General features: G+C 69.5%; 15 protein-coding genes and 4 pseudogenes. 9 read left to right on the top strand and 10 right to left on the bottom strand.

Annotated elements, in window-relative coordinates; translation table 11 throughout:
• Nucleotides 1–97: 97 nt before the first annotated feature.
• A complete protein-coding gene (locus ACZ6SQ_RS00200) occupies nt 98–8,218 on the bottom strand; it encodes a SpvB/TcaC N-terminal domain-containing protein (RefSeq protein WP_469554800.1) in 8,121 nt (2,706 codons plus the stop codon).
• Nucleotides 8,219–8,605: 387 nt separating this feature from the next.
• Nucleotides 8,606–11,605, bottom strand: a complete 3,000-nt coding sequence (locus tag ACZ6SQ_RS00195; protein WP_469554798.1) for an AfsR/SARP family transcriptional regulator — start codon at nt 11,603–11,605, stop codon at nt 8,606–8,608.
• Nucleotides 11,606–12,534: 929 nt separating this feature from the next.
• On the opposite strand from ACZ6SQ_RS00195, the gene ACZ6SQ_RS00190 reads away from it, so the two are divergent.
• The 3 genes and pseudogenes from ACZ6SQ_RS00190 to ACZ6SQ_RS00180 all read left to right on the top strand — a co-directional run bounded on the left by ACZ6SQ_RS00190 (nt 12,535) and on the right by ACZ6SQ_RS00180 (nt 14,504).
• On the top strand, nt 12,535–13,536 hold the full coding sequence (locus ACZ6SQ_RS00190; RefSeq protein WP_469554796.1) for a DUF389 domain-containing protein: 1,002 nt from the start codon (nt 12,535–12,537) through the stop codon (nt 13,534–13,536).
• Nucleotides 13,537–13,539: 3 nt separating this feature from the next.
• Nucleotides 13,540–14,100, top strand: a pseudogene (locus ACZ6SQ_RS00185) (transposase); the annotation flags it as partial.
• On the top strand, nt 14,097–14,504 hold the full coding sequence (locus ACZ6SQ_RS00180; RefSeq protein WP_469554794.1) for a hypothetical protein: 408 nt from the start codon (nt 14,097–14,099) through the stop codon (nt 14,502–14,504). The pseudogene ACZ6SQ_RS00185 and the gene ACZ6SQ_RS00180, both read left to right, overlap by 4 nt.
• Nucleotides 14,505–14,889: 385 nt before the next feature.
• Here the strand turns inward: ACZ6SQ_RS00180 and ACZ6SQ_RS00175 are convergent, their stop codons facing one another.
• Entirely contained in the window at nt 14,890–15,039 is a 150-nt protein-coding gene (locus ACZ6SQ_RS00175) for a hypothetical protein (RefSeq protein ID WP_469554792.1), read from the bottom strand.
• A gap of 6 nt (nt 15,040–15,045) precedes the next feature.
• On the opposite strand from ACZ6SQ_RS00175, the pseudogene ACZ6SQ_RS00170 reads away from it, so the two are divergent.
• From ACZ6SQ_RS00170 to ACZ6SQ_RS00155, 4 genes and pseudogenes are all read left to right on the top strand, one after another.
• Nucleotides 15,046–15,120: pseudogene (locus tag ACZ6SQ_RS00170) on the top strand (hypothetical protein); the annotation flags it as partial.
• A gap of 82 nt (nt 15,121–15,202) precedes the next feature.
• Nucleotides 15,203–15,355 (top strand): hypothetical protein, encoded by a 153-nt coding sequence (locus ACZ6SQ_RS00165; RefSeq protein ID WP_469555772.1) that lies wholly within the window; start codon nt 15,203–15,205, stop codon nt 15,353–15,355.
• On the top strand, nt 15,352–15,561 hold the full coding sequence (locus ACZ6SQ_RS00160) for a hypothetical protein (RefSeq protein ID WP_469555743.1): 210 nt from the start codon (nt 15,352–15,354) through the stop codon (nt 15,559–15,561). Before ACZ6SQ_RS00165 ends, ACZ6SQ_RS00160 begins: the two co-directional genes overlap by 4 nt.
• Before the next feature lie 70 nt (nt 15,562–15,631).
• Entirely contained in the window at nt 15,632–16,027 is a 396-nt protein-coding gene (locus tag ACZ6SQ_RS00155) for a hypothetical protein (protein WP_469554789.1), read from the top strand.
• A gap of 545 nt (nt 16,028–16,572) precedes the next feature.
• Here ACZ6SQ_RS00155 and ACZ6SQ_RS00150 read toward each other — a convergent pair.
• From ACZ6SQ_RS00150 to ACZ6SQ_RS00135, 4 genes and pseudogenes are all read right to left on the bottom strand, one after another.
• Complete coding sequence (locus ACZ6SQ_RS00150) at nt 16,573–17,121, bottom strand: hypothetical protein (protein WP_469554786.1); 549 nt, start codon at nt 17,119–17,121, stop codon at nt 16,573–16,575.
• A 523-nt stretch (nt 17,122–17,644) separates the two neighbouring features.
• A pseudogene (locus ACZ6SQ_RS00145) lies at nt 17,645–18,082 on the bottom strand (ATP-binding protein); the annotation flags it as partial.
• Nucleotides 18,079–18,450 (bottom strand): hypothetical protein, encoded by a 372-nt coding sequence (locus ACZ6SQ_RS00140; RefSeq protein WP_469554783.1) that lies wholly within the window; start codon nt 18,448–18,450, stop codon nt 18,079–18,081. The gene ACZ6SQ_RS00140 and the pseudogene ACZ6SQ_RS00145, both read right to left, overlap by 4 nt.
• Before the next feature lie 210 nt (nt 18,451–18,660).
• The gene (locus ACZ6SQ_RS00135; protein ID WP_469554781.1) at nt 18,661–18,999 is read right to left on the bottom strand and encodes a hypothetical protein; all 339 of its coding nucleotides are present in this window, start codon (nt 18,997–18,999) and stop codon (nt 18,661–18,663) included.
• 757 nt (nt 19,000–19,756) lie between these two features.
• Here ACZ6SQ_RS00135 and ACZ6SQ_RS00130 point away from each other — a divergent pair.
• The gene (locus tag ACZ6SQ_RS00130; protein ID WP_469554779.1) at nt 19,757–20,389 is read left to right on the top strand and encodes a DUF6461 domain-containing protein; all 633 of its coding nucleotides are present in this window, start codon (nt 19,757–19,759) and stop codon (nt 20,387–20,389) included.
• 391 nt (nt 20,390–20,780) lie between these two features.
• On the opposite strand, the gene ACZ6SQ_RS00125 is transcribed toward ACZ6SQ_RS00130, so the two are convergent.
• From ACZ6SQ_RS00125 to ACZ6SQ_RS00115, 3 genes and pseudogenes are all read right to left on the bottom strand, one after another.
• Nucleotides 20,781–23,264: a hypothetical protein gene (locus ACZ6SQ_RS00125; protein WP_469555741.1), complete on the bottom strand. Its 2,484-nt coding sequence runs from the start codon at nt 23,262–23,264 to the stop codon at nt 20,781–20,783.
• 204 nt (nt 23,265–23,468) lie between these two features.
• Nucleotides 23,469–23,690 (bottom strand): annotated as a pseudogene (locus ACZ6SQ_RS00120) (helix-turn-helix transcriptional regulator); the annotation flags it as partial.
• A gap of 322 nt (nt 23,691–24,012) precedes the next feature.
• Entirely contained in the window at nt 24,013–24,624 is a 612-nt protein-coding gene (locus ACZ6SQ_RS00115) for a hypothetical protein (RefSeq protein ID WP_469554775.1), read from the bottom strand.
• 576 nt (nt 24,625–25,200) lie between these two features.
• Between ACZ6SQ_RS00115 and ACZ6SQ_RS00110 the strand changes: the two genes are divergently transcribed.
• Nucleotides 25,201–25,575 carry a CU044_2847 family protein gene (locus ACZ6SQ_RS00110; protein WP_469554772.1) on the top strand — a complete coding sequence of 125 codons (375 nt, stop codon included), beginning with the start codon at nt 25,201–25,203 and terminating at the stop codon, nt 25,573–25,575.
• The last annotated feature ends 82 nt before the right edge of the window (nt 25,576–25,657 follow it).

Here is a 25,657-nt window from a genome sequence, read left to right as displayed (position 1 = left end):
CCGGTGTCTGAGCCAGGGACTGGGTGAGCACAACATCACACAGTCCCTAGTACTCCAGCCGAGGTGCCCCCGAGGTCCTTCCGGCACCTCAATCCTCCTACTTCTTCCCGCCCCATCGGTCGCCGTAGTGTTGCTTGATGCCGTTGGTCACCAAGCGGTCGATGAAGGGCTGCCAGGTGATCTGGGCAGCCCCGCCGTACACACCCCGGGCAGGCGCGCCGCCGCGGGCGCCCGCGCCGCCGATGATCTCGGCGGTCGTCTGCAAGGCGAGTTCGCCGTTCTGGTCCTCGAAGATCCGGAAGTGGACCGTGCTGCCCACGCCGTCGATGTGGCCGTCGAGAGTCGAGTACTCGATGTTGATCTCCTTGCCGTCGAAGTCCATCTGCGTCACCTCGACCGGGAACCCCTGCGGGCCCACCTTCAGCGGCAGTTTGTCACCGACCTTCGGCATCTCCTTGGGAGCACCGTTGACGGGGAACGTGCAGTTGTAACAGGACTTCAGCGCGTTCCAGGCGTCCTCGACCGTGACGATCTCCGATGCCTTCCCCACGTTCGGCGCGCCACCCGCGTCCACCTGGGAGAAGAACTTGCCGGTGGTCGGATCGACCAGCACGTAGGTGTTGGCCGCGTCGCCCTCGGCGTGGAAGGTGTAGTCGTAGCTCCACGGCTCCTTCTCCCACGGCCATTCGCCCGTGGGGTCGGTCAACTTTACCGGGTTGTTGTGGACGTAGGTGTACGCGGCCAGGTTGCGCGGCTGGCTGATGCCGCCCGCGAGGTCCTGGTCCAGGTACTTCGGCAGCGCCGGGTCGGCGCTCGCCCACAGCTGCGTGCGCGGATTGTAGTAGCGCGCCCCGTGGTAGTAGAGCCCGGTCTCGGCGTCGAGTTCCTCGCCGGTGAACTGATACTCGGTGTCGTGCTGCCCGGAGCGCTCCTCGACCCAGGTCTCACCGTGCGGGAAGTACTCCAGGTGCTCGGTGACCGCTCCCGCCCCGTCGGTGACGTAGCCGGACGAGCCGAGGTGGTCGGCGTGGTAGAAGGATTGGTCGCTCTCCACGCCACCGGACACCGTCTTGGAGGCAACGCGGCTGTCCCCGACGAACACGTGCTTGAAGCCGGTGCCGTCGCGCTCACTGTAGTTGCGGTTCGGGTAAACCGACACCCCGTCACCGGCCTTGACGACCCGGTCGCCCTCGGCGTCGTAGGTGTAGCGGACGGCCGCGCCCGCGCAGCCCGTCGGGTCCTGGGTGACCGCCATGGCGCCGTCGGCATTGCAGGCGAGGCGGTTCTCCTCGTCCCAAACGTACTGGCGGCGCGCTCCGGTGGCGGTGTTCACCGTGTCGGTGAGGTTGCCGTTGGCATCGTAGGTCTGAGTGATCGGCCCGACCTTGTCCGGCGCGTGCGGCTCCCCGTTGCCGTACTCGTAGGCGTACGTGTAGCTGGTGCGATCCTGGACGTCGACCGGGTTGGCCGGGTCCTCCACGGGTTCGATGGGCCCCGGTGACCCGGTGCCTGCCGGGAACGCGGGGGTTCCGCCCGTGATCTCGTGGTGCTGCGCCTTGGTCGTCGTGTTGTCGATCGAGTCGTATGCCAGCGACAGCGTGTACCGGTTGAGCTGATTATCCTTGTCCGTGTACTGCCCGGACGAACTGGTCAGCCGGTACAGGTCGTCGTAGGCGTACGTCTGGCTGCTCGGACCGCCGATAACCGAGTTCTGTGGCGCGCTGTTGGTGCGGCCGGTGACGTTGCCCGTGTTGTCGTAGGTGTAGCCGAGCTCCTGGAACGGCGTCCCGCTCGGGCTCGCGGCCTTGAGGGTCGCCAGCCTGCGGTCTTCGGAGTCGTAGGTGTACGTGGTGCGCACACCGTTGCCGGTCTGTTGTAGGACCTTCTGCCCGAACTTGTCGTAATCCAGGCGGTGCAGGTAGGTGTACTCGGTACCGCCCTTCACGCCGGTGGCTCGGTGGACCTGGCCACCGGAGTCGTAGTCGTAGGTCAGGATCTCGCCGTCCGGATAGGTCAGCTGGAGCACACGGTTGAACGAGTCGAAACGCCACTGCGTGGTGTAGGCGCGCGGTGACCCGCCCGCCGCGGTGATCGTGCGGGTCTCCTCGGTCACCTCGCCCAGTGCTCCGTAGGCGCGTTTGGCCGTTCCCGCTGCGTCATGGACCGCGGTGATCCGCGAGGCCGAGTTGGCCGCCGCGCCGGGAGCTCCGTACTCGTAGGAGATGTTGTTCTGCGGGAACGTCGGGTAGCGGATGGCCTTCAGTCGAGAGTAGTCGTAGTCGTACTCGACGGCCTTGTCCGCTGCCCGCAGGTTCGCGGTGACCTTCGATGTGACGTTGCCGGCGAGGTCGTAGCGGGTCTCGAGGCGTCCGGCGTCCGGGCTCTCGAAGGAGACACGGCGTCCCAGCACGTCGTAGCCGGCGCGCGTGACGTTGTTCTTGTCGTCGGTGATCGTCGTGACCTGACCCAGCGGATCGTGGGTGTAACTGGTCCAGATGCTTGAGGAGTTGTTGAACTCCCGCACCGAGGTGAGGACGCCGCGGACATCGGTGTAGGTGCGGCGTTCCTTGCCGTTGCCGTCGGTCACGCTCTGCTGGAAGCGGGTCGTTTCCGTCCGGTCCTTACCGAAACCGTATCCGGTGGTGGTGATGACGCCGTCCGGCTGCACGGTCTTCACCGAGCGGTCCAGGACGTCGAAGCTCTCCTTCGTGGGTGCCACGGAGTCGAAGGAGGCGTTGAGTGTGGTGTTCGCCTCGCCCTTGTCCTCGGCTGTCGGGTAGTACCTCTCCACGGCATGGCCGAGGGAGTCGAACTTCAGTCGGCCGGAGACCGTCATGACCTCGGTGGGTGTGTCCCCGGGTGAGGCGGACACCGAGGCGTCCTTCTTCATCTGCACCACACGCTTGAGACCGTCGGTGAAGGTGACGGTGTCGATGGTGTCCTCGCGTACACCGTCGGCGGTGCGGTCGAGGTGCTTGGTCGTGGCATACGCGACGGGCGCCTCGGGGTGGTAGCCGAAGGTGATCGTGGCCTGGTCGCCGCCCTGCTCATAGGGGCTGGTGAGTGTGGTGAGGCGGCCGACGCTGTCGTACGTCATCGTCACGGACTGGTTGTTCTGGTCCGTGTTGCGGGTGGGGACCCCGTACTTGAGGTCGTGGGCGGCGGTGGAGCGGTAGCCGAAGCTGTCCTCGATGGACACGACGTGTACGCCGACGGCGGTGTCGTAGCCGTACTCCAGCTTGTAGCGCTGCCCCTTTGCGTTCGCCGGACCGGTCACCGATTTGAGGTTCCCGTCCGGGTGGTACGTCAGGTCGGAGACGGCCGCGGTGTCGTCGTCGAGGTACTCGCGGATCTGGCGCACGGCGCCGGTCGCGCAGTCGACGGTGGATGCGCGGTGGCGCAGGAGTGCGTCGGTGGCCGCGGCCTTCTGCCGTATCGCGTTGGCGGTGCCGACGAGGTGCCGGTCGCGGCACTGAGTATCGGAGCCGCTGTACGCGAAGGTGGTCTCCAGGTCGTCCGCGGTGCCCTCGTCCCCCGCGTCGAAGGTGCGGGTCACGTTGCCGTACTCGTCGTAGGACAGGTCGGTGAATGTGGACTTGGCCGCGGCGGCCGCGCCTTCGTAGTCCTTCTCCTCGACGCGTATGAGCTGCGGGAAGACGGTGGCGGTCCGGCTCTTCGGGTCGGTTTCCTCACCCGTGGAGGTGTCGAGCAGCCGGTAGGTGTTGAGTGTCTCGCGGTACGGGTGGCCGGCGCCGTCCTCGGTCAGCGTGCGGGTGAGCAGGCCGCGGCCCGCGTATCCGTCGGTGCGGTACTCGTCGGTCACGGTGCGGCGAACGGCGTCGTCCGCACCGGTGTCGCGGTGCTCGCTCACCACGCGGCCGAAACCGAGGAACTCGCGCTCCAGCCGGTCGTGGCGGCCCTGCTCGTAGCGGAAGGTGGTCAGACTCGTGTCGGCACCATCGCCCGCGAGCCCGTCGAAGACCGAGGTGCGGGACAGCACCCAGCGGCTCTCCTGCATCTCAGCGGTGTTGCCCGACCGGGTGTAGTCCAGGTCGATACGGGCGCCCATCGGCCGGCTGACCGAGCGCAGCAGGTTGGTGCGACCGGTCTTGTTGACCGCGACCAGGAGTTCGTTGTCCCGGGTGGACTTGACGTGGTCGGCCAGGCCGTCGCCGTTCACGTCCCGCAGGCTGGTTTCGGCCCGGCTGATGCCGGTGGACGCGTTGGCGCCGGGGTTGAAGACGAAGACGCCGACGGGAGTGGGCAGGCCGACGGTGAAGTAGACGCCCCCGCCGAGACTGGCGTTCTTGTCGACGGCGATCTCGGGGAAGCTGCCGCGGAACGGGGCGGGCGCGGTGAAGCCGGTGCCGGTGTTCACCGCGACCTTGATCGGGTTGGTCCCGTCGGTGAACACCCGGTCGGGCAGGCCGTCGCCGTTGACGTCCGTCATGCTCGCGTTGGTGTATGAGGTCCCCAGCTCGGCGGACACGCCGCCCGCGAAGCCGTAGCGGTCGACGTTGAACCCGAGGTTGACGCCGACGTTGCGGGTGGACGCGTCGTTGATCGGTCCGGCCGACCAGGGTTCGCGGGCGGCGAAGGAGTAGCCGAGGTTGAACTGGACGTCGCCGTTGCCGAACACCTTGTCCGGCAATCCGTCCCCGTTGATGTCGATCAGGTCGACGCGGACGTCGGACTCGCCGCCGCCGAGGCTGCCGCCGATGCCGAGCGACGGTTGGACCGCGCCGGTGGTGGCGGTGTTGGCACTGGTGCCCGCCTCGGGCGCGGCCATGCCCAGTGCGCTGGCGATGGTGGCGGTCTCGCTGCCCGCGGAGAGCGACACATTGCCGGAGACGTTGTCCGCCTCGCGGACGTTGCCGCCGAGGGTGCCGCGCGTGGCGCCGAGCGCGCCGGTCATGTCGGAGAACTGGATCTCCTTGGCCCCCACGACGTCGGGGTAGCCGTCGCCGTTGAGGTCGAGGTAGTCGACCGAGCCCGCGGTGATCCCACCGACCACGGTGCCGCCGAACGGGCCCGCCGCGAGCGTGGCCGACACCTGGCCGGTGACACCGCGGCGCATCACCGCCCGGTCGCCCGCCACGTCGGCGTCGGTGACGATGTCGATGGTGTCCGCGCCGAGGCGGGAGCTCGTCGCCATAGCGGCGGTGACCCAGGAGGACTCGTCCTGAGCGGCCCAGCCGCCCTTGGCGGGAACGGGGGCGAACACCGCGAGCCGCGGCATGCTGAGCCGGGGATTCGCGGCGAAAGGCGCGACGTCCGCTTCCTTGGGCTCCTTGGGAAGCGCGTCCTTGAAGCTCTGGTCCAGCGTGAGTTCGGCCTGCTTGAGCGGTTGGGTGGCGCGGTCTCGGTTGCCCTGGTAGCCGATCACACCCCAGCCGCGGTAGGGCTGGGCGAAGGCGCCCTGCCCGACGGAACCGTGCATGGCGCTGGGAGCCGGGGTGAAGGTCGGCCAGCTGGAGGTCACGTCATAGGTGACCGACGCGGACTGGTCGACGAGCAGGCCGAGCAGTCCGGTATCCGTCGTGGAGTAGTCGATGTAGAGCTCGTCGCCGGCGGTGACCGGCACGGTCAGGTCCAGGTTCTGGCCACTGAAGGGGGAGGTGTCCTTGGCTTGGAAGATCCGTTTGCCGAGCAGTTGCCCGCCGCGCTTCTTCACCGTGAGCGCGATCTTGGCGTCACCTTGGAGACCGAAGTTGAGGGACAGCTTCGGCCGCACCTTCAACTGGCCGGTCTTGGTCGCCTTGTAGGGCTGCTGCGGCGCGGTGAGGGTGTTCGCCGGGTACATGGTCATGTCGTACGGCGGGGTGATCACCAGCGTGGGATCGCCCTTGGCGTCGACGACCGACTCGACCCCCTGCGCGGCCGTGTAGTGTGCCTTCGGTGCCCAGCTCACCGCCGAGACGTCGATCGGGGAGTCGGTCTTCAGCTTCCACGACATCTTCTCGAACATGCTGACCGGGATGCTCACGTCGATCGCGGTGGTGCCGGTCGACGCGGCGGGCAGGACCTTGCGGTACACCTCCGCGGGGGCGTGGACGCCGTTCCCCTTCTCGATCACGACGGTCACGTCGTCCGAGGTCGCCTTGGACTTGACCACGTCACCGGTCAGCCGCAACGTGCCGTTCACCGGCACGGTCACCAAGGACGGCCTGCCACCGAAGGTGAAGTCGGCCGACGCGCGGAACACGGTGTTCGCCAGCCCGTTCGCGTCCGTGCCGGCCGGCAGGTCGGTGTAGGTGATCTCCGGATCCCACGCCACGGTGTCGTACTTGCCGTCCAGAATGGACTGGGTCCGGAAGTACAGCGCGTCGCCCTTCTTCACGGGGATCGACGCCACATTGCCCGGGGTGAACTCGGTGTGGTCGTCGGGGCCGATCCGCTGCGCCCAGAGTTCGGCGTTCTTGTGCTGGATGGTGACCCGCACGCCGTCGGCCTTGGTGTAGGCCGCCCGCTCCGGGGAGGGGTCCTGGGTCAGCTGCACGTGGCCGTCCACGCGGACGTTGCCGTCGAACGGCGCGACCCAGCGGCGCACGGTGTCAAGGAGAGGCGAGTTGTCCACCTGCTGGTTGAACTGCGCGGTCTGATCGCCGACGATCTCGCCGGTCACCGCGCCACCCCCGATCGGCACCGGGGTGCGGGTGGAGTCCGCGCTGTAGGCGGGTTGCCCATTGGCGTCCAGGTAGCCGAACAGCACGCCGCCGTTGTTCACCAGGTCGGTGATGCCGTCGCCGTTGACGTCGCTGAAGAACCGGTCCGAGGTGGTCGTGGTGCCCACGAAGTCCAGCTGGGCCGAGGTGGTGAGGACGTACGACTCGACGCCGATGGTGCCGGACAGCGTGCGCTCGGTCGAGATTCCCGGGAGGTTGGTGAGCTTGATCGGCGTGCCGCCGAACTTCGGCTCACCGCCTGGTCTGGCCAGATTGGGCCGGTAGAACACGTCGTTCTTCTTGCGGAACACCTTGTCCGGCAGGTTGTCGCCGTTCACGTCGGCCAGCGTCGACAGGCCGTCGGACTGGCCCGCGCTGAAACCGACCTTCAGCCCGACGGAACCCTCCTTGGTCGTCAGCCCCTGCACGTTGTAGCCCGCGAAAAGGTGCGCGCCGAAGCCGGCCGACGTGTTCGCCGAGATCGCGCTGGCCTCGCCTTCGTGGATGTTCACCCCGAGGTCGTCATCCGGCACCGTCCAACTCGCGGCCTCCGTGAAGGTGTTGTAGTTTCCCGACTGGTCGCGGACGTCGTCGTAGTAGTCGAACCTGTGGGTATTGAACAGCTGGTTGCTCTCGCTGAACTGTGACACCGAGACGAGTAGCGTCTTGGCGAACGCGCCGGTCCGGTAGTTCAGCTCGTAGGCGCGGATCAGGTCGTCGTCCAGCTTGACCTCGACGCGCCGCAGCAGGTCGGCGGTGACCTTCTTGAACCCGTACCTGCCGTCGATCCGCACGTCCGGCCGGCGGGGCTCGCCGCGCTCTCGGTCCCGGATGAACGTCACCGAGTACCTGCCGTCGGTGTCGCCGCGGCCGGTGTAGGTGATCTTCTGCAGGTACAGGTCGCTGCCCGGCACCGCGGAGTCCGCCGTACCGCCGTCGGCCACCTCGGCGTACCGGTAGCGCAGGACGTTGTCGTTGCCGTCGCGGACCTCCCGGGCCGCCCAGGTGGCGACGCGACCCTTGCCGTCGGCCAGCGCGCTGTCGGCCGTCCCGCCGAAGAGCGTGCGGACGCCCTGCTTGTCGGTGACCTCCCACCAGTAGTTCGTGGGGCTGTCGCCGTGGCGCACGATCCGGTCGAACCGGCCTTCCACCCGGGAGTGGAACACCTTCTCCGCGGTACGCGCGCGCAACTCGCCGCGGTGCGCCACTGGGGTCAGCTGTTCGCCGTTGAGCAGGTAGGTCTCGGTCTCCAGTCGGGCGTCGTAGCGCGGCACACCCCACCGTGTGTCGACCGTGAGCATCGGGGTGGCGAGGTGCCACCCGACGCCAAGCCACCCGTTCGTCCCCGACGAGTTGTAGGTGACGGCCAGCTTCGGCTCCAGACCCGCCCGCCCCTTCGGCACCTCCAACGGGTACGACAACCGGGCATCACCCATGTTGTTCGCCGACGGCGCCTCCACCAGATTCACCCCGGCACCCGGATCGGCCGCCTTGATGTCCTTGATCTGGTTCGGATTGAACGACGTCCCTTCCGGATGCTCGGGAACCGTCACCGCCGCATCCGCACCCGCACCCGCCGCCGACCCCGCCGAACGCGCCCACTGCGACGGAACCACAGCCGCCATCGTCATCAACGCCACGACCAATGCGAAGATCAGACCCTTGTGGCGAACACGAACCGGATGACGAGCCGACATGAGGACAGTCATGCCCCCGACCCCCTCTGGATCCGGGCGACATCCCTGCCTGCCGCCACCTACCGGGACGGTAGCCATGGCCGTTGAAATCCCGATGAAACGGCGTAGACCGGCCCCGGCGGCCGGCCACGACGACACGGCCTCACCGGGCGACTCTCAGCGCTCCGGCCCGTCGCATCGGTGGGCATCCGCCGAGCCGGGTTTCAGCGCGGCGGTGTCATGCCGGCATCCTCGAGAGGGGTACTAGATCTGCCGGGGGCTCGGTTGTCCGCGGCGGCGCGGGTCGTCGAGGGTGCGGGCGAGTTCCCCGGGGTCGGTGCGGGAGCGGGCGATGGCCCGCTCGTACCGGTCGCGCGCCTGGGTGAGGTCTTCCGTCGCGGCGTGGCGCCAGCCCAGCCGGTTGCGGATCTCCGCCTCCAGTCTGGTGCCGGGCCGTTCGCCGACCGCCGCGAGTGCCTGGTGATGGAGTTCCTTCGCCCCGGCCGGGTCGCCCAGGTGCCCCACGGCGGTGGCCAGTCTGCCGAGGACCGCGGCGTACAGCGGGATGTCCCCCACGCGCTCGGCGAGTCCGGCGGCTCTGCGGAGCGCGTCGGCAGCCTCCGCGTGCCGCCCGCGGTCGAGTTGGAGCGTTCCCATGCGGAACAGCGTCTTGCTGAGGATCCTGGGTCTGCCGAGCTTCTCGGCGAGGACGACCGATGCCGCGTAGCAGTCGTGTGCCTTTTCGTGCTGTCCCACCTGATGGTGGATGGCGCCGATGTTGGCCAGATACATGACGGTGAGCCAGTCGTCGTCCGCTGCCTGGGCGAGGTCCGCGGATTGGGCCAGGAGCGCGGCGGCCTCGCCCGGTTCGCCGGCCGCGTTGGCGAAGATCCCGAGGGAACCCAGGGCCCGCGCCTGCTCCATCAGGTCTCCGGTACGGCGGCTGATCTCCAGGGCATCCCTCAGCCAGCGGCGCGCCTGCTCGTGGTGGCCCTGCAGGCCGTACGCTATGCCCATACAGCTGCGCAGTTCGGAGACCATCCGCTGGTCGGTGGCCTGCTCCGCCAGCGGCAGCGCGATCTCGATGGCGGCTCGGCACTCGTGGTACCGGCCCTGTCGCGTGAGGTAGTCGCACAGCCCCTCGGCGATCCAGCAGGCGTCGTCCACGTGCCCCCCGGCCGTCGCATGGCCGACGACGTCGACCAGCTCGCCGCCCACCGCGTCCAGCCAGGCCGAGGCCTCCTCCCAGTCCGCGAAGGGCGCGGTGTCCGGCCGGGGGCCGGTCGGGAAGGCGGAGGGGCCCCAGTCGCTCGCGCGGCGGGCGGCGACCACGTAGAGCCGGAACACCGCGGCCCGGGTCGCCGCGACTTCCGCGGGGTATGCGGCGGCGACGTGGCGGGCGTAGACCGCGACCAGGTCGTGCAGACGGTAGCGGTCCGCGGCCGGCTGCTGGACGAGACTTGCCTCGACCAGGTTCTCCAGGGTCCGCTCGGCGTCGGGTGGCGGAAGGTCGAGCATGGCGGCCAGCGTCAGCCGGTCGAACTCCACGGTCGGCGACAGGCCCAACGCGCGGAACGCGCGCCGTTCGGCATCCGGTAGCTGGTCGTAGGAGACCCGGAAAGCCGCCTCGACGCTGCGGTCCTCCACGGTGAGTTCGCCGAGCCGGTGCTCGTCGTCAGCCAGCCGGGCCGCCATGCGCTCCAGCGCCCATGACGGGCGGCCCTGTGTCCGCGCCCCGACGACACGCAGGGCCAGCGGGAGCCGGTCGCAGAGGCGGGCCAGCTCGCGCACCGCCGCACGCTCGGGCTCGGAGCCCGGATCGCCGACGATACGGGTCAGCAGGGCCACCGCCTCGTCGGTGCCCAGCGGCATCAGCGAGATCCTGCGGTCGGCGTCCAGTCCGGTCAGCCGCTGACGGCTGGTCACCAGCAGGAGGCTGCCGGGCCCGGTGGGCAGCAGCGGGCGCACCTGCTCGGCAGCGGTTGCGTCGTCGACCACCAGGATCAGCCGGAGGGCGGCGGTCGCGGCCCTCCACGACGCGGCCAGAGCGTCGAGGTCCTCTGATGTCTCGTCGTCGCCTTCGCCGGCGTCGCCGACTGCCCGCAGCAACCGGCGCAGCGCGCGGTGCGCGACCGTTGACTCCCGCCCCTCGCGGTGGCCGTGAAGGTCCACGAACAGGCAGCCGTCCGGATAGCGTTCCCGCATCGCACGCGCGGCGCGCACCACCAGCGCGGTCTTGCCCACCCCGGCCATGCCGTCCACCGCGCGGACCGTCACCGTCTGCTCATCGGCCGACGCAAGAAGCATGTCGAGCTCGCGGCCCCGTCCGGTGAACCCGCTCGCGTCGACCGGTAGTTCATGACGCGCTCGGCGGAGCGGGCGAGCGGCTGCGGGCCGCCGGTCCGCCGATCGGCGCGGCCGTGGCGATGCGTTGTCCGTCGTCCGCTGCGGTGGTGGCGGCGCGCCGAGAAGGAAGGCGGTGTCAGAGCGCAGCACCGCCTCGTGCACGCGCCGCAGTTCACCGCCCGGCTCCGTGCCCTGGTCCCTCACCAGACGGCGGCCCACCTTGGTGAAGACGGCCAGCGCATCGGCCTGCCGGCTGCCGGCGTAGAGGGCACGCATCAACATGGCGGCCAGCGGCTCGTGGTGCGGATGCGTCTCGGTCAGAGCGAACAGCTCTCCCACGACCTGGGCGTGGCGGCCCAGCCGCAGCTGGCACTCCGCCTTGTCCTGCACCAACGCGAGCCTGTGTTCCGTCAGCCGCAAGCGCTCTCCCTCGGCGAACGGCCCGGGGACACCGGCCAGGGGATCGCCCCGGAACAGCTCCAGAGCGGCGGACCACGCGCCCGCCGCGGCGTCAAGGTCACCGGAGTCCCGCGCCGCGTGCGCCTCGGCGACGATCTCCTTCAGTCGGGCCACGTCCATCCAGACGTTCCGCGGGACGAAGCGGTAGCCACCGCGGTCGGTGACGATCACGGAGTCGGAGGGGTTCTCTCCTTCGGTGCGCAGACCTCTGCGCAATTGGTGCACGTAGACCGGGATCACCTTGGCACCCGTGCCCGGCGGTTCCAGGCCCCAGACACTGTCGAGCAGCAGCTGCCGACTGACGGTCGTGCCCGGCCGCAGCAGCAGCGCCGTCAGCAGAGCCTGCTGGCGAACCGGACCGAGCTCCAACGGTACGTCGCCGCGCCAGGCCCGGAGCGGACCGAGCACGGCGAACCGGAGCCGGCTGCCGCCCGTCGACAACTCCCCTTGAGATGCCACGCAGGGAGTATAGGTCCAGGATCTCCGCTTCTCCGGAGACATGGTGTGTCAGAGGGACGGACTGTCTCCCTTCCGTGCAGCCGCGTGGAGCACACGCGCAGGTGGGTCGGGAATCGGGAGACGTTGCGCCGGTGCTGCGGGTGTGTCCGCCAGCGGGTCTTGAGGCGGGTGCGGTCCACGGTCGGTTGGCCCACAGGTGCACCCCCGCGCTGGTGCCTTGGCCCTCGACGCTATGGCAGTTCGCCGCGTGCCCAGTCGCGTGAGCCCGGCATGGCCGGCTGGCCAACCTGATCCGAACGACAGCCCCAGGTCGGCGGCCTCTTCGAGCGCATCCCTGGCGTGGTGCTGGAGGCGGCGCTCGGTGTCGCGGCATCGGGCCGCTGAGGAAGGCAGGTTGGGCTTCGGCAGGATTCCAGGATCTGCTCCCCGCATCCGCGGGGATGGACCCGTCCCGGCGAGTGCAGCGTCGGCGCCTGCTGTCTGCTCCCCGCGCCGTCCCGGATGGAGCGGGTGCTGCTCGCGTTCACGGGCGGCAGACCCCCGACGGGGGTGCTGCAGGGTGGTGGGACGGGGAGTGGTGCAGCTCTGCGGTGCCAGGGCCGCTTCGACCCCCATTGCTGCCCGGGACGTCTGTGAGCCGACTGGGCATGGCCCTTCTCGTTCCCGCACTGCCACGCGGGCATGCAGGCCGGTTTCGGGTGCGGCGGTCCGGTGCACGTGTGCACTGCCGCCTTCGACGGTAGTGGTACTGATCGTGTGATTGACCAGGCGTTGCCGGCCGTTTGACGGGTGTTCACCGGTCAGGTAGGCGGGCACGTCACATGACGGCGCCGTTCGAGTGGGTGCGGGGCGTTGTGCTTTGCTCTCTTGGGGGGACAGCCGCGGGTGGCTGATGCATTCTCTGTACAGGGTGGCGTGAGACTCTGGGGGTGCTGAGCAGCCTCCGTGACCGTGTGCTTCCCGATCATCAGCGAAGGACGCTGGAGGAGTTGCAGGGGGATCTGGACCTGTCGGCGGGGGACAGCCGTGCGAAGCAGTCTGCGTTCTGGTCGATGCTGTTCCTGTCGGCCGTCATCGCGGCCGGCGGGGTGCTGACGGATTCGACGGCCACGGTGATCGGTGCGATGATCATCGCACCGCTGTCGACGCCGATCATGGGGATCGCACTGGGCGCGGTGCAGCGTCGGCGGTCGACGGCGGTTTTGTTCGTGGCGGCCGGTGGGCTGCTGGTCGTGGTGCTCGGAGCACTGTTCTCGCTGGTGCTGCCGGCCTCCTACGATCTGCTGTCGAACAGTCAGATCTCCAGCCGTACGTCGCCCGGTCTGATGGATCTGGTGGCCGCGCTCGCCACCGGTTTCGCGGGCGCTGTGGCGCTGGCGCGCCGGGACGTGGCCGCGGTCCTGCCCGGGGTGGCGATCGCGATCTCCCTGGTACCGCCGCTGGTGGTGACCGGTGTCTGCCTCGGGCAGGCCGCGTGGTGGCTGGCCCTGGGATCCTTTGTCCTGTTCGTGTCCAATCTGCTGGCCCTGGTGTTCGCGGGCATGGTGGTGTTCGGCGGCCTGGGCTACGCGGGGGCCGGTCGCCGGCAGCAGACGGGCGCCGTGCGCAGGACCTATCTGGCGCTCGGCCTGCTGTTCGGTGCGGTGGCCGTGCTGCTGGTGGCGAACACCGCGGCGACCGTGCTTGTGCAGTTGTGGACCACGCGTGCCGCGAACAGCGCCACGCAGTGGCTGGCCGCATCGCCGGGCGCGTCCGTCGTCGATGTCAGTGCGCAGTCACGGACCCTTTACATCGAGGTCCGTGCGCCGGGGGAGCTGCCTCCGGTCGAGGCGCTCCTTGCCGACCTCGAGGGACAGATCCCCGACGGGGTGCCCGTCGTGGTCGTCACCAACGAAGGCCGCCAGGTACAGGCCGGACGCGTCGGCGGGTGACCGCGCTGCGGAGTAGGTCGTGGACGAGGAGGCGGGCCTGCGGCACCGTCCCTGGTGATCATCGACACCCAGTCCGTCCGCATGGCGGCCGGGGTGCCGAGGACGACCACGGGACTTGACGTGAACAAGAGGACGCCTGGCCGTAAGCGTGGGCTCGTCGTGGACGTCATGGGCCTGATCATCGGTGTGGTGGTCCTGGCCGCGAGCGCGCACGACAACGAGGCCGGCATAGCGCTGCTGGACCAGGCGGCCGAATGATGCGGGATGCGCCTGGAGAAGGCCCTGGTCGACCAGGGCTTCAAGGACGCCGTGATCATCCACGGAGCGGTGAAGGACGTCACCGTCGAGGTCGTCCGGCGCAACCCCGACGACCAGGGCAGAGGCTTCGTTCCGCAACCGAAACGGTGGGTGGTCGAGCGGGTCAACGGCACCCTCATGCTCCATCGCCGTCTCGCCCGCGACTACGACCACCGGCCCGACAACGCGGCCTCCCGCGTCTACTGGGCCTCCACCGCAGGCATGCTCCGACCCGCCTGGCACGACGACGTGGAACTGGCCGCGTGAACGTCTGCGAACTCCTGCGGCTGCTGCAGACCGAACACAACGAGACCACCGCACAGGCCGACAGCCTGCGCGAACAGATCGAGCAGCTCACCACCGCCCTCGCCGAGGCCGAGGACCGCCTGACCGAGCTCACCGCCACCCGAAAGGTCATCGACAGCCTCGCTCTGCCCGGCCGCGGACAGACTTCCGCGGAGACCGACACCCGCTACCAGCGCATCGTGACCGTTTTCAACGAGCACCCCGGAAAGGTGTTCCGCGTCCGCGACCTCCACGAACATCTCGGCCTGCCCACCGACGAGCCCTCGATCAACGTCACCCGTCCCGCCTGGGACGACTCGTTCGCCAGGGATTCCTCGAGCAGCCCGAACGTGGCCGCTACCAGAAACGGACTCAACGCCCTCTAAAACGTGCAAACACAGCCATGGGGCATGGGAGGGGGCGTTGGTTTCTCGGGCAGAGGCGTGGCTGAAATTCGTTGGGCTCGTGGCTGCCGGGGGCGAGTTGGGCTGGCGGGGATTCAGCGTGCTGTGTGCCGCCGGAGGGCCATGGCCGCGCGCTGGTCTGTGCCGGCGGGGGCAGATGCCGCGGACTTGGCTGGACTCCAGCTCCGCTTCGACGCCGTGGACTCAGTCGGGTGATCTTCTGGCCTGCAGGGCATGGAAGCGCGGCCTCCCGCACGGCTCGTGGGTGTCGAATCCAGCCGAGCAACAGGAGGCCGCTGGTGCTGCAGTCTTCCGTCCCGGCGCCGATCTCGTCCAACTCGGCTCCTCTGACGTGTGATTGCCTCGCTCACTGGTTCGGGAACGCCGCAGACCGCCCCCACAGGCGTCCGAGGTATCCGTCGGACATGAGCGATGTGGACTGGGCGGTCGTGCGCGAGGTGATGCCGGTGCCTGGCTGGCTGGAAACCGTGGCGGGCAGCCAGAGGGCTATGGACACCGTCAGATGGTCGACGCGGTGCGCTATCTGGTCGCGGGCTGCATCGCCTGGCGGGCGATGCCCGCGGACTTTCCCGCGTGGGACCGCGTGTACGCCTTCTTCCGGCGCTGGCGGAACAACGGCCTGGCCGCCGAGTTCCATCGAACGAGACAGGAGCGCCATCATGACACCTGGCTGGAAAAGGCCTCCAGACCCGGACGACCCTCGCCTCAAGGGCCACGAGACCGTCTACCAGCCGTCGCGGTGCGGCTACTTCCCCGCACCGGAGAAGCCCGCTCCAGGCAGCCCGAAGAACCCCAAGGAGAGCACCCGATGAGTGAGCGACTGTCTGCATGTGTCCTGCTGCTGGTCGGCGACGAGGCCGAGGTCACGACTCCGCACAGGGATCACACGGACCCCGAGCGGGTTCCGGTGGCGCGTCTGGTGGAGGAGACAGGCATTCCCCGTGAGCGGTTGGCGGGTGCCGTGCTGGTGGCTGTGGTGAGCGACGAGGGCGAGCTGGAGCGGTTCGAGCGGGCCTGATCGGAATGTCGGGGGCGGGGGGAGAGCTCCGAATCTGGCAGTCAGTTGAAAACTGCAGAGAGGAGAAGTCGTGGCTGGCCACGACAACGACAGGGAGCGTCTCCTGACGCTCATGGAGGCCCTCGTCGGCGCCTACGCCTACATCCAGGCGCTGCTGAAGGACCTCCCCCTCCCCGTCATCGTTCCGGACTTCACGCCGGACGACGAGGAGACGGACCCCAACACGGCCCTGCTGGCCATGGCCCGGGCACGCCAGGTCATCCAGGACGAGCCCATCGCGGACCGCCGCAAGCGGGCCTTAGACCACGCCATCCTGGACCTGTTCACGGCGTATGAGCTGATCGTCGTCACGACGATGGCGAGACCCGCCCCCTGGCGACTCGACGCGACCGAGTTCTCACTCAACAGGGTCGTCACCTGGATCGAAATGATCGAGGAGGACGAGCCGGACGGCGACGAGTCGTAAACCCCCACCCGCCCCGGACAGCCAGTCCGGGGCGGGACGTCTCCTCCCGCACCCGCAGCACGGCTCTCACACAGAAACGGGGCCGGCGCAATCCCCATGGCGAGCCTGGGGGTGAGAGAGCGCCGGCCCCACCAGTTGAAGACTCCACGAAGGAGAATCGCCACCCTGCTAGGGCCTGTGTGATGTCGTGATCAATTTTGCCGATCCGGGTCTCCTGGTAAAGGGATTTGGTAGGAAGGCGATCGTGACGCGCAGGCAACTCACCGACAAGCAGTCGCAGTTGATCGAGCCGTTCCGAAATGGGCCTCACCGAGTGACGAAACGCAGGCATGGGCCGGTCGGGCACCGTCAGGATGTGCCTACGTTCCTCTACCGACCCTCGTGGAAGGGAGTGCGGGCTCACCTGCGCGGGAACTCCACGCGTCGGAGGTCACGTTCCTGCAGGTCAACGAAATCCGTTGGTTGTCCGGGACCCTGAGTCTCGCGGACACCCGGCGTCACGGCATGCCCGCACCGTGACGCCCCGGCTGCACCCTGTGGACGGGCTACGTCATCAACTCGATGTGCGGATGCTCGGGCTTGGACGGGCAGACGAACAGATGCTGCCGGTAGCCGCTGCCTATCTGGACCCCGGTCGCGTTGTAGCCGCGGTGGCCGGGGTACGGTCCAGCACCCGGGTGGGGGTACGGAGACCAGCTGTTCCCGGCGTCGTCCCCTTCCTCGAACGTGGCGACGGTCATCAGGACCTCCATGCCGGTGCCGCACTCGGAGCAGTGCTGCGGGCTGGGGTCGGTGGAGTTCCAAGCGGGCCAGCCGCCGACCTTCCAGCCGGGTGCGTTGGACAGCACACAGTCGTAGTACGTGTCCGGGTCCATGTCTTCCTCTGCTGCCTGCGGCACACTCCACTGCTTGAGCTGCTCCCGCAGTTCCTCGCTCAGCTCCAGATGGTCGGGGTACTCGGTGATCTGCTCCGGCTCGAGCACGCACGGTTCCGGCAGATAGCCGTCGAACTGCACTGCGGGCGGCTCGGGGGGCGTGTCGAGGATGTCGGTGACGGCGGCTGCCGAACGCCAGAAGAGCAGGGTCCTGGGCATGATCGGATGATCAAAGGGGCACCAGAGAACCTGCAGCAGGTCCTTACCGTCCGGCGGGCTCAGATCGGGCACATCCCGTGCGTACAGCTGCGCGACGGGCAGCATCGCTATGGGGCCGTCGTACGACTGGACCGCCAGCCTCACCGGATACGTCTGAGGGGGCCGGATCCGCTCGAGAGTCTCCCGTTCCTCCGGAGTCAGGTCCCGGCCGTGCGAGGCGGCGAAGATACTTCGTTCCAGCCGCAGTTCCGCCGGGGACCGGGCTGGGTTGATGCCGTCCACCTCATGCGGTTCCTCGCAGTGCGGCCACGCTTCCTCAGCGGGCCACAGCAGCGGTCCGCCGATGGAGCTGTCGTGCCACGTCGGCGCCCCAGGGCGGGGGTGCAGGCGGGTCGCCGTGCGGGCCAGCGGGGCCAGTTGGGGAAAGACCGCGACAACGTCGATCGGCCTTGGCGGAGTGACAGGAGTGACATTCATGGCCGCAATCTTGCCAACCACCACTGACAACGGCCCTCGTGGCCGCCGAGCCCAGCGACGCCGACAGGCGCAGGCCGGTCGCCTGGGCGTCGAGGGGGACTGCGAGCCAGAGGCTGCCGTGGTGCATCTCCTGCCCGTCGAGGAGGTCGAAGGCGGCTTCGACGTTCTCCACCCACGGATGCGCATCGCCGGGGGCAGACGTGTGGCCGGGCTCGATGCCCTCGATCATGCGCAGGGCGATCTCACCGGGATCGGCCTGCGCGCACAGGCCGATCAGCCGGGGTGCCCCGGACAGCGAGCGCACCAGATGCGTCACCTTGGCGAGCCGCTCGTCACGGGCCTGGGCCGGGACGTGGGTGCCCGGGACGGCGTCCTCCCGGCGGCCGTGTTCATCCGGGCCGGGGTGCAGCCGGTAGACGGCCCACACGCTGCCCTGCGTCGACCACACCAGGTGTCCGGCGATGTGACGGATCGGCACCCTCACCGCACACCACCCCCACCGCGCTCGGTCTGCGCGAGCAGCCGCTGGACACCCGACGCCGGACCCCACACCGGTGCAGCGGCCGCCGCTGCCGGACGGCCGACCGGCGCGGCAGCAGTCATGCGAGGGCGCAAGCCCTGCGCGGACCGCTCCGGCGTCCGCCGAACTGCAGGGGCCGGCCTGGCAAGCGAGGCCCGGCGCGGCGTGGGGGTGTCCTCGATGGTGAAGCCGGCGAGCAGCAGCCGTGGGCTGCGGTCGCGGGCCGGGTGGCCGCCGATGCGTCCGCCGGCGGGCTGGCGGGCGAGGAGGATCCAGCCGAGCATCGCCTGCAGGCGTGCGCGGCCGCGGATCGTGGGACGGCGGACCGCCACACGGCCAGCATCCAGACGGCGACCGGGACGGGGCCCGTCCAGGATCACCAGCTGATCGTCTTGAAGAGCAGGAAGCCGCCGCCGACCGCGACCGTGATCTGCGCGGGGGTGAAGGGGCCGAGGGGGATGCGCCAGTCGGCGACCTTGCCCAGCACCCACGGATGACGCCGGGCAGTCGTGTAGTAGCGGCCACCCGTCCCGCCGCCGCGCTCACAGCGAGCCTCCAGCGATCGGTGGTTGACGCGAGAGGCTGGGCAGTTGCTGCTGGGCGGGGCCCGGGACGGCTGGTGCGCCCTGGGCGGGGTTCTTGACCTCGTCCTCGAACATGTCGGCGAGGTCGTTGCGGGAGTTGTACAGACCCAGCGCGATGATCATCAGCAGCAGGGCGCCGATGCCCGCTTTCAGGCTGACCTTCTGGATCATGAGGATCACGACCAGGCCGAGCAGGCCCGCGCCGAGGCCCTTGGTGGCCCAGTCCTCCAGCATGGTGATCCAGCTGTCCCCGAGGTTGTCCAGTCTCCCGGCCACGATCGATTCCGGTGTGTTCATCGCGCGCCTCCGTTCCCGGATGCCTCTGCGGCGGGGAGGGCGGAGATCTCCCACCGGCCGGAGCGGGCGGTGAGGTCGAGTTCGTAGGACAGCGGCCAGCGCCCGGCACTGTCTCGGGCTTCGACCGCCGCTTGGACGCGCACCCTCGTCCTGTCGGAAGGGACTTCTTCGACTGCTGCGGTCTCCTGGGCGGCGGACACCTGCTCGACGGCGACGTCGGTGTAGGGGGCGGGGGAGACCGGCGCGAGCGCTATGCCGGGGGCGAGGTAGCGGTCGGTCCCGCCCGCGCCGGCCGGTGAGGCAGGCGGCGAGGAACTCGCTGGCCGCGGTGGCCAGTTCCCCGTGGGGGACAGCCACCGTGTACGGCGAGGCTGGCGTCTCGGCCCGGCCGGGGCTGGCGACCACGGCGGGCGCGCCGGTCACCGTGAACAAGGAACCCGAATCGTCGGCAACCACCGGCACGGCGAAGTAGCGCACCGCCTCTCACTCACGTGGCCTGGTCTGAAGCAGGGCAAGATGCCCCCGGCGAACGCCAAGTGCGCCCGTGCCAGCATGCCGAAGAACCAGAACGAGGGCGTTGGCGGCGACCTGGGCCGGTTTACCAAGGCTCAGCGCCTCCTCGGCGGCGACGGATACTGGGTGGACGCAGGAAACAAGCTGTAGTTGCCATATCCACTTCACTGGCCGGCCCAGCCAGCTCCGAGGGCCGGCCAGCGACGGCTCAAACCGATTGATGGAATCCGACGGGGTGCACACCGTGACCAGTGACATCTTCCCGAGCCGAGAGCTCTACCAGTTCGGCTACTGTGCCCTGTTCGCCAAGGGCATCGGTCCCGCTGATCTCTTGGCGCGGGCAGGAGGCGAAGGTCTCCACCCAGTCGCCCTGACTCGCACAGAGATCGCGCACATCGAGGCTCTGGGCGAGGATCTCGAAGCGGACGACCTGCCCGACGTGGACTTCGACGTGCTCGAAGCAAGCGGCGTGCTGGCCAGCGACGGCCCTGTACTGAGAGCCGGTGAACACGCCGGCTGGTCATTCGCGATCGAGCCCGACGGCCCCTGCCTCGCGGCGGACGACATCGTGAAGTCGGCATCCCTTGGAACGGTGGCTTTCTCACTGAGGGACGGCGAAACAGGCGCGTGGATCACCTATGCCGAGTACGGCGAGATCCTCTCCTCCTTCGACCCGCTCTTTTCCGACAGCGACTACGGCACGCGGCCTGAGGCCCTCGAGCAACTCGCAGGACCTCGCGCAGCGATCGACAACGGTGACCGTGCCGACGCGTACACGAACGCTGTGCGAGCCATCCAGCAGCACCTGCAGTGCACGGTGCCTCCGGAGGTCGACGAGCGCCACCTCCTCACGATCAGGATCGCGGATGGGTACTGAGGGCGCCTTCGGACGCCGATTCTTGTGGCGCCTGTAGCGCTCACCCATGCGCGCAACGGGCGGTCCGGGAGATGATCCACCGTTGCGGGCTCGGGGCCAGGCTGCTTGTTCGGATTTGTTGAGCGCGGCCTTCAGTTCCAGTACCGCGCCGGGCTCTTCCGTCTCGATGGTGTCGGGAATCGCCTTGTGGGCGCGTCTGGCTTCGAGGGTCTGATCGAGAGCGTACCCGTCGCGGAAGCCCTTGGACCGTGTCCTGCGTGGTGAGGGGACGAGTCTCTTGCCCCACATCCGGCCAGGGCCTCCAGCCGTGACGGCCGAGGGCCGACTTCACCGCGCCGGCCGCCGGGACGCAAACGGCCGCCCGACCAGGGCTCGCCTGGAGGGGCGTGGACTACTGCCATGGGCGTGTTGGAGTACCGTCCGGATCTAGGCCGTGCGGCCACAGTCTCCCGACGAGCTGCGGGGAGTAGGGGTTGCCGTGGTCGGCCGCTTGCCGGGCCAGGGTTTCGGCTCCTACGTGCTCTCCGGCTGCCTCCCGTATTTCGGCCAGGCGGTACAGGGCGGAGGTGCTGCCGTGGTCGGCGGCCTGTCGGGCCAGGGTTTCGGCACTCTCCCGGTCCTCGGCTTTCTCCCGTATCTCGGCCAGGCGGATCAGGACGGTTGTGTCACCGTGGTCGGCGGCCTGCCAGGCCAGGGTTTCGGCGCCTTCCCGGTCCCCGGCTGCCTCCCGTATTTCGGCCAGGCGGCACAGGGCTCTGGTGTCACCGTGGTCGGCGGCCTGCCGGTAGAGAGCTTCGGCCCCTGTCCGGTCCCCGGCCTTCTCCCGCTTCTCGGCGAGGCGGTGCAAGGCGGTTGTGTCACCGTGGTCGGCGGCTTGCCGGGCCAGGGCTTCGGCCCGCTTCCGGTCCCCGATCTTCTCCCGCTTCTCGGCGAGGCGGTGCAAGGCGGTTGTGTCACCGTGGTCGGCGGCTTGCCGGGCCAGGGCTTCAGCTCTCGTCCGGTCCCCGGTCTCCTCCAGCATCTCGGTCAGGCGGTTCAGGGCGTCGCTGCTGCCGTGTTCGGCGGCCTGCCGGTAGAGGCCTTCGGCGGCTTCCCGGTCCCCGGCTGACTCCCGCAGGGCGGCAAGGTGGTACAGGGCGTCGGCGTCGCCGTGGTCGGCGGTGCGCTGGGCCAGGGTTTCGGCTCCTTCCCCGTCCCTCGCCTTCTCCCGCATCTCGGTCAGGCGGACCAGAGCTCTGGTGTCACCGTGGTCGGCTGCCCGCCGGGCCAGGGTTTCGGCGCCTTCTCTGTCTCCGGCTGCTTCCTGGATCTCGGCCAGGCGGTTCAGGGCGGTGGTGCTGCCATGGTCGGCGGCCTGTCGGGCCAGGGCTACGGCGCCATCTCTGTCTCCGGCTGCCTCCCGCATTGCGGCCAGGCGGTTCAGAGCGATGGTACTGCCGTGGTCGGCGGCCTGCCGGGCGAGGGCTTCGGCCCGCTTGCGGTCCCCGGCTGCCTCCCGCATTGCGGCCAGGCGGATCAGGGCGGCGGTACTGCCGTGGTCCGCGGCCTGCCGGTAGAGGGCTTCGACCCGCTTTCGATAACCGGCCTTCTCCCGCCCCTCGGCCAGGCGGTACAGCGCTGTGGTGTCACCCTGGTCGGCGGCCTGCCGGGCGAGGGCTTCGGCTTCCTTGCGGCGCCCGGTTTCCTCCCGCTTCTCGGCCAGGCGGACCAGAGCTCCGGTGTCGCCGTGGGCGGCGGCCTGCCGGGCCAGCGCTTCGGCCCTGTTCCGGTCCCCGGCCCGCTCCCACATCATCGCCAGCCGGGACAGGGCAGCGGCGTTGCCGTGGTGTGCGGCGCGGAGGCGGAGATGGTGCGCCCATTGCAGGCGGTGGCGGTTCTTGGCGGCCTGGGTGAGGTTGTGCAGGTCGTCGGGGTGGGTGATGCGTGTGTGGGCGGCGTGCCAGAAGGAGGCGGGCGGGCACAGGTGGCGGCGGCTGATGCGGCCGTGCTGTTCGAGGTAGTCGGCGAGCCGGAACACCGCTCCCGCGGGCAGAGTTGTGGGAGCGGCTTGGGCGGTGGGCGCGGGTGGGTGTTGTGCGGGGCGCGCGGTTGTGCGGCGCAGGGGTGCCTGTTTGCCGTGGACCGGTTGGGCGAGTTCGGCGTAGGCGGCTTCGGCCCAGTGGCCCGTGAGCTGTTCGTAGTCGTGCCGGTCGAGGTAGCCGGGGGCGGCGTCGGTGAGGAAGGCGTGCGGGAGGTGGAGGCCGACGCCGAGGCGGCGGGCGTCCATCGCCGCTTCCAGCAAGGCTCTCGCCGCGGGGGTGGCCTGTTCGTAGCGGCGCAGGAGTTCCGGGGCGCCGGCGAGGTCCTGGGCCACCCGGCCGTGGTCCCGTGCCCGGGTGAGGGCGTCGGCCAGCAGCCGGTCACCCTTGTCGGCCAGGGCTGCGGCCGCGGTCAGAGCAGTGGTGCCGAAGGCGTCGGGCACGGTCAGCGTGCGACCGGCCAGGAGCTCCCGCACCCGGCTGTGAAGATCGGGCTCGCCCGGTGCGGGCAGGGCGGTGTACTTTTTGGCGTACTCGGGCCACAGTGTGCCCAGGACCAGAACTGGCCCGCGCTGCTCATCGCCCAGCAGCCGGTGCACGGCCGCCGCGATTTGCTCACCGACGTCGGGGTCGCCGAGGTAGTGCTGGGCTTCGTTCAGCCACACCACCGTGCGCGCCCGCACGTGGTGCAGTTCTTCCAACGCGGCCCTGGCGCGGGTCGGGTCGAAGGGATGCCACAACCGCCATTCCTGCGCTGCGAGCGACTGCACCGCCTCCCAGCACGCCCTGGTCTTCCCCGTCGACGACGACCCCACCAGCACCACGATCCGGCTGCGGCCGGCTGCAGCATCTCTCACCGCGCCGGCAAGCACCTGGTCGTGCAGGCGGGGCACATACCCAGGCAAAGCTCGCACCCCGCCGCCGCCCGCAACGACTGCGCCCGATCCGGCAGGGTGCACTTCCAGCTCATGCGGCCCCCACAGGCCGATCGGCCTGCCCGGCCCTGACGCATCTGCCCGGGGCGCGCCCGCCTCATCCGCCGCGGCCCGCTGCAACTCAAGCAGTTCACCCACCGGCAGCCTCAACGCACGGCCCAGCGCAGTGACCGTGTCCACCGACGGCACAGCCCCGGTCGGCGAGAGCGCCTTCGACACCGTCGTCCGCCCCAGACCCGCCTGCCTCGCAAGCTGCGTCTGATCCAGTCCAGCCCGAGCCCGTCCCTCGTCGAGTCTCCTGCGCAGTCCGGCATGTGCCGGACTGCGGTGGTCTGGCCCGTCGTCCATGCGGTCGTCCCCCGGGGTGGTGTGTTCGCCCGTGTTCATCATCGTCCCCGTGAACCATGGCGCACAGCCGTTCCGCGACCTTCGACCCTGTCAACACCCATCGGGTACAGGGAGCCTGCAGTGAGCGTTGCCGTTGTCCTCCTTACCACCGCACTCGTCACCGTCGTCGCAGTGCTGGCCGGCGCTGGCGCGGGCAAGCTAGCCCGCATGGACGGAGCCACCTACCCCACCGCCCTCACCCGCGCCGCCACCGCATTCGCTGCCGTCATCACCTTGGCCGCCGCCCTGACCGCAGCCCTCACGGCCCTCTTCGCCTGACCGGTCATGGTGAGGGGGCTGGGTAGGCCTTGGCCGGGTGTGTCGGCGAGCCTGCGGTGCAATCGTGCGCAGGGGCTGTCTCATCGGGCGCTGCTACGGGGTGGCTGAGGGGGGATTCCTTCTGCGGCACGGCCATGGACAGGCCGGAGCTCACGGCGTCGGTCCCGATGCGCTGGAGGTAGGCCCAGCGGTCCAGATGCTCGCAGGCCCAGGCGGGGTCGTACGCTGCCGTGGGCAGCTGCGGGATGCGCTTTCGGCCGGTGTCGTCGAGCCGGTAGGGGACAGTGAAGGCTGTGTGCCAGCTGTCCAGGTGCGGGGCGAAACGCGCTTCCGCTTCTTCGGGGCCGATGTCCAGGTACTGGGCGATCTGCGTCCAGGAGCTTCCCCGCTCGCGTTCGTAGATCACGGCCGAGACCAGGGCGCGCTCGGCGAGTTCGATGAGCTGGAATGCCTGGCTGACCCGCCCGCCGGGACCGGTGTCGGGGTCGTTCTCGGTGGCGACCATGGCTGCCGCGCGGTCGGCGACGTCCACGGCGTGGTCGCAGACGACCAGGCGTGCCAGGGCCTGGCGGGTGAATCGGGCTCGGTCGGCGTCGTAGGGCGTCGTCTCGGTCACCCGCCCAGCCTCCCAGGATATGTCCGCATCGAGCACAGGGATTTCTGCTGCTGGCAGCTCTCCGCATGACGGCTTGCTGCATGCAATGCCCTTCTCCGCTGCAGCGGGGAGGAGGCCGGACCGAGTCCGCGACGACGACGGCGGTGCGCTGGGGGGCTGCGATCCAGGTGATGCTGGCCCGTCTGGTCGAGGGTCTGGCGCCCGTGGACCGTATCGGTGCGGTGGCGGTGTGCATCGTCGTACTGCTGCGGGCTTCGCTCGGCCGCATCGCTATGCCGACGACGGCAAGAAGCCCCCCGGGAGCCGGACCTCTCGCCTGCTCGAAGGACCCCTCGCCGCCGGAGAACATGGCGGGGCCGAAGATCACCGTACTGTCGGAAGTCCTGCCGGTGAGGTACAACCAGTCCCCGAAGTACACGGTGCGGTTGGAGAACGTTGCGCTGTGGAAGTCCATGGCACCTGCGGAGACTGCCGCGTCTGGGAAGTCCACCGCGCCGTCGGAGAACGTTGCGCGGATGCGTCGGCGGGAAAGCCGAGTCGGGGGTTGCTCCGCCCGTACGGGGGAAGGACGGCTGCATGGCACGGTATCTTCAAGTCCCGCTCGGTGACGAGCAGTTCATGTCCGTCGAGGTCACCTCACAGGACGACGAGGACACCTTCGGGCCGGTGAGCCGAAGGCAGGACGCGGTGACGCGGCTTCCCGAGAGCCTCTCCGACGGACTGGACCGTGTGCGGTCCTTCTCCGAGGAGGTGCTCACCCGGCTGCGGTCCGGGACCCGGCCGCCGGACTCGGTGCAGGTGGAGTTCGGACTGAAGCTGTCGGCGAAGGCCGGCCTGGTCATCGCCGAGTCGACGGGCGAGACCCATCTGACGGTGACCCTGCAGTGGCAGCGGCCCGGCGGCGCGGACGGTCCATCGCTGCCCGCCTCTGATTCCCCGCAGCCGGGTTAGGCAGCGGCACGCGAGATGACGGGGAGGACCAACGGGTCGGCCCGGACAGGGGCGGCCACGGACGCGATGCGGCCCGGACTGG

The sequence above is a fragment of the Streptomyces sp. NPDC048600 genome, assembly GCF_055587025.1.
This window is presented reverse-complemented; position numbering and strand designations above follow the sequence as displayed.